Raw genomic sequence first — 13588 nt, 5'->3', positions numbered from 1 at the left:
ATGTTAGGCAAGCTTTTTATTGTACTGCTGATACCGGCAGCAATTTATATTGTATATTATTTGTTAAACCGTACTGCAAAAAATAGCAAAGCTATTAAGCGTGTACTGAGCGATGAAGGAAAAGAGATTTTACAACAGGAAGTCGCTTATTATCGAAATCTTTCCGAAGCGGATAAACTGGAGTTTGAATCGCGTTGCCTTAAGTTTTTGGATAGCGTCCATATTGAAGGTGTGGGTGTTGAAGTGGAGCTAAAAGATTATATGATGATTGCTGCGAGTGCTATTATTCCAATATTTGCGTTTAAGAACTGGCACTATCCAAATTTAACCAATATTATGGTTTATCCAGCACATTTCAACGCCGAATATCAGTTTGAAGGGCATACAGATCGGAATATTATGGGCATGATAGGTGAGGGAGCTATGAACGGGCAGATGATTTTATCGAAATCCGCGTTGGAATATGGCTTTAAACATGCCCTTGACGGCCAGAACACGGCGATACATGAATTTGTCCACTTGATCGATAAAACTGACGGGTCGGTGGATGGTATTCCTGAACAGCTCCTGGATAAAGCTTCTGTCATTCCGTTTATGAACCTGATACGGCAGGAAATTGATAAAATCAGGCACGATAAATCGGATATCGACGTGTATGGTATGACCAGTCCCGCCGAATTTTTTGCTGTGGCATCGGAGTATTTTTTTGAAAATCCAGCAAAGTTCCAAAAAAATCATCCAGAACTCTATCACGCACTTTCTGAAATTTTTGAACAAAGTTAGTCTAGGATAAACAAAAAATTAGTATTTTTAGGCAGACAGAAGTTGTTTCCACTTTTTGTTAATTAAACTGTTATGCCTAAAATTACTACTTATTCTGCTATTGCCGTAGCATGCCTGATGTTGTGCGGCAATAATCGAGGTATTGCCCAGCAAGGCTATGCTGTGGGAACTACTTTTACCGAGCTGGCTGATCCGACGAAGGATACCCTTTCTGACTGGTCAGCAGTAAAGGCGGGGCTGCACGCCTCGTTCGTGTCTATCGACAAGCGCTATCCAAAATCCGTCAAGCCCGATCTCACTATGCAGCGTAGTGCGACGTTGTTTGCCTGGAAAGGAGAGCAGGTTTCAGCCCAGGTACTTTTATGGACAGCTGCGGTTGTGCCCAGTGTAACGGTTTCCAATGGGGAACTGAAGACAGGAAAGGGGCAGTCTATTAGCGCCGACGCTGTACAGGCACGTTTTGTACGTTATGTGATGACGGATGAATTTGCCAGTGGCTGTGGCCATCGTAAGCCGGAGGATTTTAAAGCGTCGCTCTCGCCCGATATGTTGGATGACTTAAAAAGTTTTGATCTCGAAGCGAAGAAAGTTCGTCCGGTTTGGATCACTGTGAAAGTACCTGCATCGGCGTCAGCTGGAGAATATAAAACAACGATTTCAGTTAAAGAAAAAGGTAAGGTAGTGCACAATTTGGATTTGATTATCAATGTTCAAAACCATATTATGCCACCAGCTTCTGATTGGACATTCCATTTGGACCAATGGCAGCACCCTTCGGCTGTGGCACGTGTCAACAATGTCAAGGTGTGGAGCGATGAACATTTCGAAGCCCTTAAGCCGACGATGAAGCAACTCGCTGCTGCCGGACAGAAGGTCATTACGGCGACGCTCAATAAAGACGCATGGAATGTACAGACTTACGACCCCTATGCCGATATGATTATCTGGAAGAAGACCAAAGCTGGCACATGGGTTTATGATTACGCCATATTTGACCGGTGGGTGCAATTTATGATGGATCTGGGTATCAATAAGCAAATCAACTGTTATTCGCTGTTGCCCTGGAACAATGAGGTCCATTATTTTGATGAAGCCAAAAATGAGTTTGTCAACGTTATTGCCAAACCGGGGACTGCGGTTTTTGAGGAGCTATGGACACCTTTTTTAAAGGACTTTAGCAAGCATGTCAGCGCAAAGGGCTGGCTCAAGATTACGAATATTGCGATGGACGAACGAGGACGGGAAGAAATGGACCCTGCTATTGCGCTTCTTGAGCGCGTAGCCCCTGAATTTGGCGTTGCATTTGCCGACAACCATAAGAGCTATCAACGCTATCAGAAGAGTACAGATATCAGTGTCGCGGTCGGAGATCCTTTTGATCATAATGACCTCGTCCAACGGCGTAAGAAGGGTTATATTACCACGTTTTACGTCTGTTGTTCCGATGAATTCCCTAATCAGTTCACCTTTTCAGATCCTGCTGAATCCACCTATATGGCTTGGTATGCGCTGGCCGCGGGATTTGATGGCGCCCTACGCTGGGCCTTTAATTCCTGGGTAGAAGACCCTCTACGTGATTCCAGATTCCGGACATGGCCTGCCGGAGATACCTACATTGTATATCCACAAGGGCGCAGTTCGATCCGTTACGAACGCATGCTGGAAGGTATTCAGGATTACACGAAGGTGGGTGTCCTCAGAGCGAAGTTGGAGAAATCGCAAGACTGGGCTAATCTAACCAAGTTAAATGCAAAAATTGCGAAACTGAATATGGCCAAGCGTTATGCAGAATGGAACCAAGATCTCAATGATGCCAAAGCGTTTGTGAACGAGCTCTCAAGTCAGCTCAATTGAAAAAAATAAAATTTTTTAAATCAACAGGTTGCTTCGTTTATATAAAGGAGTAGCCTGTTTTTGTTTACGAACTCCTGCTCCGGAACTGCTCTATTAGCTCAGCTACAATCCGCCCTTTACATCCAGCTTATACGGCTTTTCATTCCCTTACTATGTATATGAAAACCATTGGCCAGCAATATTGTTTTTATTAAGACAGCGATTGTGAAGACTTAGCAACACTATTGCAGTATCAAACTTTTAATCATACTATTTAATATGAAAAATGTAGCGCACCAGATTGTCGATATTTTAAAGAATGCGGGGATCAAACGTATTTATGCAGTAACGGGAGACAGTTTAAATTTTTTTAATGAAGCCGTCCACCAAGACGGAACTATGCAATGGATACATGTCCGACACGAGGAAGTGGGCGCATTTGCTGCTACTGCTGAAGCAGATCTGCACGGAATAGCCTGCTGTGCAGGAAGCAGTGGTCCCGGACATGTACATTTGATCAACGGTGTATATGAAGCTCACAAAACCAGGGTGCCCCTGCTGGTAATCGCTTCAACCTGTGCGACGTACGAGTTTGGTACCGACTATTTTCAGGAAACCAATCCGGTCAAGTTGTTTGACGACTGTTCTTGTTATAACCAGATGATCACAAGACCTGAGCAGGTGCAACGTATGGTTCAGAATGCTTTGCAGCAGGCAATATCGAAACGGGATGTAGCAGTAATTGGCCTGCCGGGCGACGTTTCTGAAATGGAGGCCGTGGATATGAACACTGCCGCCAAAGTATTTTTTACCGAGCCCCAGATCAGGCCTTCTGAAATGGAGATTGGCCGGTTGGCACAGTATATCAACCAAGCTGACAAAATCACATTATTCTGTGGGGTAGGTGCCAAGCATGCCCGGAGAGAAGTGGTAGAACTATCTCAGAAGATCCTTGCGCCGGTAGGTTATTCGTTTAAGGCTAAATTGGATATACAGGGGGACAATCCCAATGAGATCGGTATGACGGGCCTACTAGGCACAGCTTCGGCATTTCAGAGCATGCATCAGTCAGACCTTATTCTTTTACTAGGTACAGACTTTCCGTATAAGGATTTTATACCGACCAACAAAACCATTGTACAGATCGATATCGAAGGAGAAAAATTGGGGCGGAGATCGATGGTCGATTATGGACTGGTGGGGGACGTTGCCGTGACACTCAAAGCCGTACTTCCATTTATAGAAGCGAGGAGCGACTCCAGTTTTCTCGACAAACAGCTGGCTAGTTATGAAAAGGTAAAAGAGGATCTGATGATTTATGTCAAAGATTCGGGAAGTGAGTGTGCTATACAGCCCGAATTTGTTGCAAATTTGATTGACCAGAAAGCCAGCGATGATGCAATCTTTTTGGTCGATACCGGGATGTGCTGTGTCTGGGGGGCACGGTATATCAACCAGCGCAGGGACCGTAAGATGCTGGGATCATTTAATCATGGCTCTATGGCGAATGCGATGCCAATGGCGATCGGCGCGGCATTAACCTACCCCCAAAGACAGGTAATTGCTTTTTGTGGTGATGGAGGGCTTTCGATGCTAATGGGAGATCTCGCTACAATCAAGCAATATAATCTACCCATCAAGCTGATTGTGTTTAACAATCGGTCGCTCGGCATGGTGAAGCTCGAAATGCAGGTGGCTGGCTTGAAGGATCAGGAAACCAACATGATTAATCCCGATTTTGCCATGGTCGCTCAGGCGATGGGAATCAAAGCATATACCGTGACACGTCCGGAGGAAGCCGATACGGTGATGGCAGAGGCTCTGGCAATCGCTGACGAGCCAGTTTTGATTGATATTTATACGAATCCAAACGCGCTGGCCATGCCGCCAAAGATTTCTTTCAGTCAAATGAAAGGAATGACCGAAAGTATGGCAAAATTAATGTTGTCCGGCAATTTTGAGGAAGTCTGGGATACGATCAAATCGAATTACAAACATTTGAGGTCGCTTTAAAGTTATATCAGGCTACATATTTTGATAAGAGCCTGGTCTATGCAAAAAGCCTCTCCTTGATAGTTTTGGGGAGGCTTTTTTCCGAAAGTAAAGAATCAGGGTACTTCCTGAAAGTTAATGAAACATCATCGGGTATTAATATTGGCGCTGTACAAACCAAAGGCTCTTAAGCAGCTCTTCCTTACAGCGGCGAAGTTTCTCCAGCTTTGATTCAGGCGAAACAGAAACATTTTCTTTTACAATAATAGCCAGATCTGTTTCAATGGATAACTTTGCGAGGGAGGTGCACCCACTGTCAAATTTCTTAAAGCTTACATCTTTCATACTAATATTGGTTAAGAATTCTGAATTTTATCAAGTACAATTTACTAATAAAAACTAGCTTTACAATAAGGTTCCCATAATTTTATTGTTACTAAATTGTTTATTTTTAATCTTTTATCCTAGCTTGTAATTTATAAACAGCAATTGATTGTATTTTGTTTTTTTATTCTAAATATTAAAAAAGAATAAATACCTGGCATTTAAAACAATATGGCATTCCGATTGCTTCTTTGTAGTCAACCAACAAAATAAAATATGAAGTTAGTTAGCATCGTGTTATGTCTATTGTTTAGTGTCACGGCTTGTCAGCAGCGTACTGACAGAGGAGCACAAAGTTCGCAACCGGATACTATCCGCAATATAGTAGCAGACAGTGTGACGACCATTCGCCAGAGCTATCAATATGTTAAAAATGGAGATACGATATCGCTGGCGATAACGATACAGGGAGATCAAGTGAACGGTGACCTTAATTATCTATGGAAAGAAAAGGACAAAAATGCGGGGCATATTGCCGGTACGCTCAAAGACAGTCTTTTGCTTGCCGACTACACATTTTCTTCGGAAGGACAGCAGTCTGTGCGACAGGTCGCATTCAAGCTCGTCGGGGGTCGTGCAGTGGAGGGCTTTGGTGAGATGGAAGAGAGAGGCGGAAAAATGTCCTTCGTAGATCCGGGTAAGCTGTCGTATGATCAAAGGGTAGTGTTACAAAAGGTCAATCCTTAAGAATAGCGTGTATAATTTAGGTACGAATATGATCGCACCGACGATTAATGCTGTGATACTACTCAACAAAACTGCAGCAGCTGTGAGGTCTTTGATCCTTTTGATGCGGGGATCCGTTTCTGCACATACAAAATCGGCCAGGTTTTCCATGGCCGTATTGAGCAGTTCGCCTACCAGGACAAAGCCAATGGCAAGTATGACAGCTAACCATTCATAGGCGTTGATCTGCAGTAGCAGTGACAATGCGGTGGTCAAGACCATCGCCAGCAAGTGTACCTTAAAATTGTGCTCCTCCCGCCAGATTATTCTGAGTCCATTGAAGGCATAACGGAAACTATGGAGTCGTTTCTTGAGGGAGAACTTAGTTTTGGTCATGCGTACATAATTTTAAGTAAATATAAGCTTTCTTCTCATTATAATCTTTTCTAATTTAGCCTACCGAGCGGCGGTTTTGTTCGGGTATATTCGAGCTGTCAAGCTCAGGTTATTGGAAGTGGTTAATAATTGAATTGCTATATGATCTACAATTTTGATAAACTAAGTAGCCGCAAAGGGACAGATTCGGTAAAATGGAACCAGCAGGCTTATGAAGATCTGATCCCGCTGTGGGTAGCGGATATGGATTTTCCGGCCCCGGAGCCTGTTGTTGAAGCTTTGATGAAACGGGTACAGCATGGGATCTACGGGTACGCCAAGATTCCGGAGGAGTATTATGATGCGATAGCGGGCTGGTTACGTCGTCGACATGGATTTGTGCTGGAACGAGAATGGATTCTACCGGTCGATGGTGTTGTCCCTGCGCTTTCTGCTATTATTCATGCGTTGACGGTTCCGGGCGACAAGGTATTGGTACAGGAGCCGGTGTACCATTGTTTTTTTTCGTCTATCACACGCAACGGGTGTGAAGTCGTTTCGAATGACCTGATGTATGATGACGGAGTATACCGTATTGATTTTGACGATTTTGAAGCTAAAGCCAGCGATCCGAATGTAAAGCTTTTTATTCTATGCAGTCCACATAATCCAGCCGGAAGAGTTTGGACGGAGAGCGAACTCGAACGTCTTGGGGATATCTGTCTAAGACATAATGTGCTGGTTGTCTCCGATGAGATCCATTGTGACTTGGTGTTTGAAGACAATCGGCATTTTCCTTTTGCTACCATTAAACCGTCATTTCTGAACAATTCGATTACCTGTATTGCCCCGAGCAAAACGTTCAATCTCGCCGGACTACAAGCAGCGGCAGTCATTGTTGCTGATCCTGTATGGAATCAGAAGGTTAGAGAGGCCTTCCTTGTCAATGAGATAGGCATGATTAGTCCCTTCGCTATCACGGGGCTGATCGCGGCATATCAGGACGGCGAGGAGTGGCTTGAGCAGGTGCTTTCATATATATGGGATAACTATAGCTATTTAAAAAGTTATTTAGCAACGTATTTGCCTGAATTAAGCGTTGTGCCGCTTGAAGGGACTTACCTTTCGTGGGTGGATTGTTCCATACTACCGGTATCTAGCCGTAAGCTAGGACAGATGTTGCTTGAAAGCGAACACTTGCAGGTCAATGTGGGAGCCATGTACGGAAAAGGTACCGATAATTTTATACGTCTCAATCTTGCCTGCTCACGGGCAACATTGGAGGAGGGGCTGGCAAGGCTGCGAAATGTGGTTCTGAAACTATTGGAAAAGCAGCCTATTTTCTAGTCATTGCTACATAAAAAAAACACCTGTCTCTCTAGGGACAGGTGTTTTTTTTATATGCAAAGGGTGGGATAGCTTATACACCCATTTCCTTCAAAATAAAGTGTGCGTTGTCAATTTTATCAGCCACCCAAAGCACGTAGCGAATGTCCACTCCAATGGAGCGGCTATAACTCTCGTTCCACGCAAAATCGTTGATGGTCGCGTCATATGCACGGTCGAAATTGACACCGATCAGTTCGCCGTTTGCATTCATGATCGGAGAACCTGAGTTCCCGCCGGTTGTATCCATGTCGTATAGCATATTGACGGGCACCGACCCCAGGTCTTTCATCAAGTAAGGGCCAAAATTTTTGTTGAGGTATGCTGTTTTGATTTCTTGCGGATAATCGAATTCAGGGAGTCCAAGATTGCCTTTCTGAATAATTCCTTCAATGGTTGTGAATGGCTTCATGTAGGTTGCATCGGCAGGGGAATACCCTTTGATGTGTCCGTAAGTCAGTCTTAAAGTTGAGTTGGCGTCAGGGATAAAGTTTTTGGCCTGGAATATTTCTTTGACAGCAACATAGTCGCCCATCAATTTATTAAGGACTCCTTCCCGTCTTTTTTGTTCAGCGGCGAACGTGGTGATATCCTTATCGAGTTCGTTTTGAACATCCAGCAGTTTATCGTTAAACTGCAACAGCGTATTTGCATCGGCCAATACGGAATTTAAGATATAGTTCTGGTCTGCCAATTTGCTTTCATCAATGGCTTGGGTGGCATAATTGTTGGCCATCTGAGGATTTAATTGCAGTTTTTGAATGCTAGCTATCTGGTTTTTGCCCTGGAATGCGGCTGCATCTTCCAGCATTTTTCCAAAGATACGTTGATCAGCCTGTTTGTTGTAGCTTGCGTAGATGTCCTTTATGTTCTTTTTGAACGATTCAATATTATACTCAAAAAGCTGTTTTGTGCTTTGCGGTGAGCGTTCATTAGCTAGGGCAGCTTTGAAAGCGTTGAGGTCGCGTGCGACTCTTAGCAAGCTAGTGCTGCTGTAAATATTGTTGATCCAGAGTTCTTTGAGAGCATCCTGATCGCTAACTTGGTAGTATGCATCAATGTCGCTCAATAAATTGCCATATTTGTCCTTAAGTTCTGGTTTACTTGAAATAAATGCGGCCAGCGCTTCATCTTCTTGTTTTTTTGTGGATAGCAGATCAATGCCACGCAGCCCTTTCAATTTGCCGCGGTAATTTTTGAGCACGTTCGCATTTCGTTTTATGCGTGTAGCAAGGGATAGCGCAACATCTGTATTATCTTTGCCCGCTTCCTCCATCTGTCTATTCTGAAAATCGTACAGATTGGAAACGTAAGGCAGGAGATACTCCTGCTGATATCGGATGTATTGTGCAGGGCGGTGTCTGAATGTGCGGCCCGGGTAGCCCAAGATGAACGTGAAATCATTTTCTTTGACCCCATTTGGGTTTACTTTCAGATGTTTTTTTGGCTGATAAGGCACATTATCCTTGGAATAGGGCGCCGATTTCCCGTCTTTGCCGACATAGGCCCTTAGAAAGGAATAGTCGCCCGTATGGCGTGGCCATACCCAGTTGTCGGTCTCGCCGCCAAATTCACCTATATTTTGGCGTGGGATATAGACAAGACGTACATCTTCGATGGTTTTATAACGGAACAGTACATAACTTTTGCCGATAAACATCTCGGATACTTCGGCTTTAATCGTCGGATCTTCTTTTTCGGCTTGTCTGACCAGTTCTTCCTGTTTGCGTTTGATCGTATTGATACGTTCCACTGGGTCACTGATGTTGGCTACAGCATTTAAAATTTTGTTAGATACATCTTCATAAGAGTCCGTAATCCTGATTTTTAATCCTTTTGCTTCAATCTCCTGTTCCTGGCTCTGTGCGACAAATCCATTTTTAAGGTAATTGTTTATTGCTGTGCTGGCCAGCTGTACGGCGGAAAAGGCGCAGTGGTGATTTGTGATGATCAAGCCCTTATTAGAGACAAAGGAGCCGGTGCAGCCGCTGACCTGGACCAACGCGTCCACGAGGCCCACGTTGCCGGGGTTATAGATATCCTTTTCACTGATTTTCAAGCCTGCTTTTTTTAATCCTGCGCGGTGTAATTCGCTTAAAGGAAACATTCCTTCATCGGGATTAGCTTTGCTATAAGGCATATTGGCTGCACTCAGCAGTAGTGCTAGTGCAATGGTTGTACTATTGATAAACTTCATGTTTGAAATATCGCATGTTAAATCGTCAAATTTAAGAAAAGCTTTTTGATGAATCCACTTTTATTATGAAGTATTGTAACAATAATGCGCAAAATGCTGCATTTTGGCAGGGTATTTATTGTTATATAAAAATACAGAAGCCGTCGTGGGGGAGTAAAATATTGTGTATTTGCCATCGTTTTGCGGGAGTATTTGTAATTTTGCGCTTTAAAGATTTTAACATGACCTTAATCCAATTGGAGTACATCATCGCTGTAGACACATACCGTAGTTTTGTCGCTGCCGCTGAAAAATGTTTTGTGACGCAGCCGACCTTAAGCATGCAGATCCAGAAGCTAGAGGAATCGTTGGGCGCAAAAATCTTTGATCGCAGCCGGCAGCCTGTTGTGCCGACTGAAATAGGTGAGAAGATTATCCTTCAGGCACGGGTGGTGCTGACAGAGAGCCGCCGGATTAGCGAGATTGTTCAGGACAAAAAAGGGGAGATTGAGGGTACACTCAGGGTGGGCGTGATCCCGACCATCGCGCCGTATTTATTGCCAAAAGTGCTGACCACGTTTATGGAAAAATACCCTAAACTACAGTTGCAGATTTGGGAGTATACGACAGAACGCATTGTTCACGAACTGAAAGTGGGGCTGTTGGACTGCGGGGTTCTTTCTACTCCTTTAAATGATCCGGGCATACTTGAATCGCCTTTATTTTATGAGAATTTTGTCGCTTATATTTCTGAGCGCAGCCCGCTTTTTGCCAAAAAGGTGCTGAGTGGGGATGATATTGCCGAAGACAAGTTATGGCTGCTCAATGAAGGGCACTGTATGCGTGGGCAGGTGCTAAACATCTGTCATCACAAACATAATCAGGATCTCTCCGGACGCTTTGAATACAATACAGGAAGTGTGGAAACGTTAAAGCGAATGGTCGATATAAATGACGGGATTACGATACTTCCAGAACTGTCAATTTCGGACTATGTAGAAGAGCAGCTGGACAAGATCCGTTATTTTAAATCTCCCGAACCCGTGCGGGAAATATCCCTGGTCACCACGCAGAACTACGTGAAGCGGCAAGCTATACAGGCCTTAGAGAAGGAAGTTCTGGCTGTTGTACCAGACAAGTTCAAAACAAAAAAGAAAAAGGAAGTGTTGAGCTTTCAATAAAAAGACATGGCAAACCTCAGTGTACGTTTTTTTAAGAAGATAGACCAGATCAATCAATGGCGGATGAAGAAAGTTTCGAACCGGAATTTTATCATCATTCTAGCCTTTTTGGTAGGTATTGTTGGTGGACTTATGGCATCTATCTTAAAAAGACTGACTCATTTTATTGCGGCGACGATCCAGGATGATATTGACTGGAAAGTCAAATATTCAGTGTATCTGGTGTTTCCCTTAATCGGGATTTTGTTGAGCGTGTTTTTTGTACGCAAATTTTTGAAGGGGAAGAAGATGGAGCATGGCATCACGCCGATCATCTACGCGATTAGCCGCAAAGGCAGCCGATTGGATCCGAGCAATATCTATTCGCAGGTCGTCACTTCGGCGATCACGGTAGGCTTTGGTGGGTCTTGTGGTCTAGAGGCGCCAGTGGCCCTGGGCGGATCGTCTATCGGTTCGAATATCGCCCGTTTTTTTGGTTTACAATACAAGGAAGTCACGATGTTGTTGGCGTGCGGAGCGGCGGCGGGCATTTCTGGGGCCTTTAACAGCCCCTTGGCAGGGATGATCTTCGCCATTGAGATCCTACTTCCGGAATTTTCGATTCCGGTTTTTATTCCGTTATTGATTTCGTCGGCATTAGCTTCCGTGGTGTCGCGAATTCTGTACAGTGAGCCTCTATTTAGCACGTTCAACTCTGACTGGCAGGTTTCGGCCCTGTTATTTTATCTGTTGCTGGCCGTAATGGTGGGATTGTATACGATCTATTTTGCCCGTGTTTCGCGGACAGTCGGCAAGTGGTTTGCCAAGGTGAAAAATCCCTACAGTAAAGTATGGATCAGTGGTATTTCGCTGGGGCTGATGATCTTTGTCTTTCCTGCACTATATGGTGAGGGCTACATTACAATACAACAGATCCTCAATGGGCAGTTTAACGCCATTGTGAAGAACAGTCTATTTTCCGATTATAAGGACATTGGCCTGGTGGTGCTTGGATATACCATTCTAACACTCTTCGGGAAATCTTTTGCTGCGCTTTTTACGCTAAATGGTGGCGGTAACGGAGGTGTATTTGGTCCAAGCTTGGTGATGGGGGGGCTGTTAGGTTTTGCATTTTCCTATGGCGTGAACCTAACGGGAATGGCCGAACTCAATGTACCTAACTTTGTGGTGGCTGGGATGGCCGGTGCCTTAAGCGGAATTATGCATGCACCATTGACAGGTATATTCCTGATTGCAGAGATCACCGGAGGCTATACACTGATGGTGCCGCTGATGTTGGTTTGTTCAATCTCCTATCTGATCAACCGGGCGGTACTTAAACATTCGATTTACACCAAAGTATTGGCTGAATCCGGGGATCTGATTTCCTATGAGGATAAGGACCGGTCTGTGCTGAGCATGATGCGGATCAAGTATGTGCTGGAAACGAATTTCGTTATATTGAGGCCGGAGGAGACACCCAAGAGCCGACAATCCGATATTATACACAGCAAACGCAATATCTTTCCGGTGGTCAGTCATGAGGGGAAATTTATGGGCATCTTGTACAGCGAGTTTTTATTTTCTGTTCTGCTCGGGGAGGTCGACGGTGGGGACACAACCTTTGAAAAACTGGCCCAGAAACCAAATGACACGGTAAATATCAACGAGAATATGGAAATTGTAATGGCTAAGATGAATAAAGATGATACCTGGATACTACCCGTGCTGGGGAATGAAAATAAGTATATGGGATTTGTCTCCAAGTCAAGCGTCTTTAATAAATACAGAGCCTTGCTCATTCGCCAAGGGCATTATCTGGAGTAAAGCAGCAGTGCTCACCACCAATCGTCATGAAGGGCTTATCCGCGCATAGCCATTATTTTATGAACATACTTGCCAATAATGTCAAATTCAAGATTGACAGTGGTGCCAACATTGACCTGTTTAAGATTGGTATGTTCGAGTGTATAAGGGATAATCGCAACGGAAAATTGATCATCTCTGGAACCTACGACGGTTAAGCTAATCCCATTGACCGTTATGGATCCTTTTTCCACTGTGATATTCTGCTTGGACGGATCATATTGGAACGTAAAAATAAAGCTGCCATTTTCATCCTTCTTTTGGATGCAGGTAGCCGTCTGATCGACATGGCCCTGTACGATATGGCCGTCAAATCTTCCGCCAGCAAGTGTACATCGCTCCAGATTAACCAGATCCCCGATTTTCAGTTCGGCTAAGTTGGTTTTCTGCAGTGTCTCATCGATCGCAGTCACTTTATGTACTTGATCATTCAGCCCGACAACTGTGAGGCAGACGCCATTGTGGCTGACACTCTGATCAATTTTCAGTTCGTTTGAGATAGGGGAGCTCACATAAAAATGGATGTTGCTTTTTTCAGCTTCGATATGTTCAATTTTTCCCAGCGTTTCGATGATTCCGGTAAACATGCACGTACAATTTTGATTAACCAAAGGTAACAAATAATCCGATAAACACCTTTCCAGAGGTATAAAATAGACCGTTGAATGACAGAATAATGTTGCGGAATTTATTCAGGGCGGGGATAGCTATTTAGGTTAAAACCCCACTGGAGGTGCTTAACTTAAAAAAGAGCTTTGGAAAATCCCAAAAAGTCTGTGTGTATATTGTACACTTACTATTCCTTTTGTGAATATGATCTGAAAGCAAATTAATGGGAGTTGAAAAAAAATATAACAAAATTTTTGTTTATATCATTTGAAGCACTATCTTTGTCATAGGTTTAGGTTGATTGCCTCTTACACAGAGGTATTTATAAAAGCTTAGCAGGTCGCCCGACCGGATGCTA

At 44.0% G+C, this 13588-nt stretch carries 11 protein-coding genes; 7 read left to right on the top strand and 4 right to left on the bottom strand.

What is annotated here, in order from left to right; translation table 11 throughout:
* The 3 genes from K7A41_RS08580 (at position 1) to K7A41_RS08570 (ending at position 4629) form a co-directional block, all read left to right on the top strand.
* Positions 1 to 783, top strand: a complete 783-nt coding sequence (locus tag K7A41_RS08580; protein WP_265713396.1) for a zinc-dependent peptidase — start codon at positions 1 to 3, stop codon at positions 781 to 783.
* Positions 784 to 855: 72 nt separating this feature from the next.
* On the top strand, positions 856 to 2637 hold the full coding sequence (locus K7A41_RS08575) for a DUF4091 domain-containing protein (RefSeq protein WP_265713394.1): 1782 nt from the start codon (positions 856 to 858) through the stop codon (positions 2635 to 2637).
* A gap of 258 nt (positions 2638 to 2895) precedes the next feature.
* Positions 2896 to 4629, top strand: a complete 1734-nt coding sequence (locus K7A41_RS08570; RefSeq protein ID WP_037532447.1) for a thiamine pyrophosphate-dependent enzyme — start codon at positions 2896 to 2898, stop codon at positions 4627 to 4629.
* 135 nt (positions 4630 to 4764) lie between these two features.
* Here K7A41_RS08570 and K7A41_RS08565 read toward each other — a convergent pair whose 3' ends face one another.
* The gene (locus K7A41_RS08565; RefSeq protein ID WP_028068863.1) at positions 4765 to 4953 is read right to left on the bottom strand and encodes a hypothetical protein; all 189 of its coding nucleotides are present in this window, start codon (positions 4951 to 4953) and stop codon (positions 4765 to 4767) included.
* A 255-nt stretch (positions 4954 to 5208) separates the two neighbouring features.
* On the opposite strand from K7A41_RS08565, the gene K7A41_RS08560 reads away from it, so the two are divergent.
* Positions 5209 to 5679: a hypothetical protein gene (locus K7A41_RS08560; protein ID WP_265713392.1), complete on the top strand. Its 471-nt coding sequence runs from the start codon at positions 5209 to 5211 to the stop codon at positions 5677 to 5679.
* Here K7A41_RS08560 and K7A41_RS08555 read toward each other — a convergent pair.
* Positions 5659 to 6054, bottom strand: a complete 396-nt coding sequence (locus K7A41_RS08555; RefSeq protein ID WP_265713391.1) for a diacylglycerol kinase family protein — start codon at positions 6052 to 6054, stop codon at positions 5659 to 5661. The two genes, K7A41_RS08560 and K7A41_RS08555, sit on opposite strands and share 21 nt — an antisense overlap.
* A 141-nt stretch (positions 6055 to 6195) precedes the next feature.
* Between K7A41_RS08555 and K7A41_RS08550 the strand changes: the two genes are divergently transcribed.
* On the top strand, positions 6196 to 7380 hold the full coding sequence (locus tag K7A41_RS08550; protein WP_028068861.1) for a MalY/PatB family protein: 1185 nt from the start codon (positions 6196 to 6198) through the stop codon (positions 7378 to 7380).
* 73 nt (positions 7381 to 7453) lie between these two features.
* On the opposite strand, the gene K7A41_RS08545 is transcribed toward K7A41_RS08550, so the two are convergent.
* The gene (locus tag K7A41_RS08545) at positions 7454 to 9616 is read right to left on the bottom strand and encodes a S46 family peptidase (protein WP_265713390.1); all 2163 of its coding nucleotides are present in this window, start codon (positions 9614 to 9616) and stop codon (positions 7454 to 7456) included.
* A gap of 221 nt (positions 9617 to 9837) precedes the next feature.
* On the opposite strand from K7A41_RS08545, the gene K7A41_RS08540 reads away from it, so the two are divergent.
* Together K7A41_RS08540 and K7A41_RS08535 are read left to right on the top strand one after the other, a co-directional pair.
* On the top strand, positions 9838 to 10776 hold the full coding sequence (locus K7A41_RS08540) for a hydrogen peroxide-inducible genes activator (RefSeq protein WP_028068859.1): 939 nt from the start codon (positions 9838 to 9840) through the stop codon (positions 10774 to 10776).
* Positions 10777 to 10782: 6 nt separating this feature from the next.
* The gene (locus K7A41_RS08535; RefSeq protein WP_051606579.1) at positions 10783 to 12582 is read left to right on the top strand and encodes a chloride channel protein; all 1800 of its coding nucleotides are present in this window, start codon (positions 10783 to 10785) and stop codon (positions 12580 to 12582) included.
* A 35-nt stretch (positions 12583 to 12617) separates the two neighbouring features.
* Here K7A41_RS08535 and K7A41_RS08530 read toward each other — a convergent pair whose 3' ends face one another.
* A complete protein-coding gene (locus tag K7A41_RS08530; protein WP_028068857.1) occupies positions 12618 to 13208 on the bottom strand; it encodes a riboflavin synthase in 591 nt (196 codons plus the stop codon).
* Positions 13209 to 13588 lie beyond the last annotated feature (380 nt).

The organism is Sphingobacterium sp. InxBP1 (assembly GCF_026191775.1).
In the GTDB taxonomy this organism is placed as follows: domain Bacteria; phylum Bacteroidota; class Bacteroidia; order Sphingobacteriales; family Sphingobacteriaceae; genus Sphingobacterium; species Sphingobacterium thalpophilum.
Note: the sequence above shows the minus strand (reverse complement) of the source record. Positions and strands in the feature narration are given on the sequence as shown.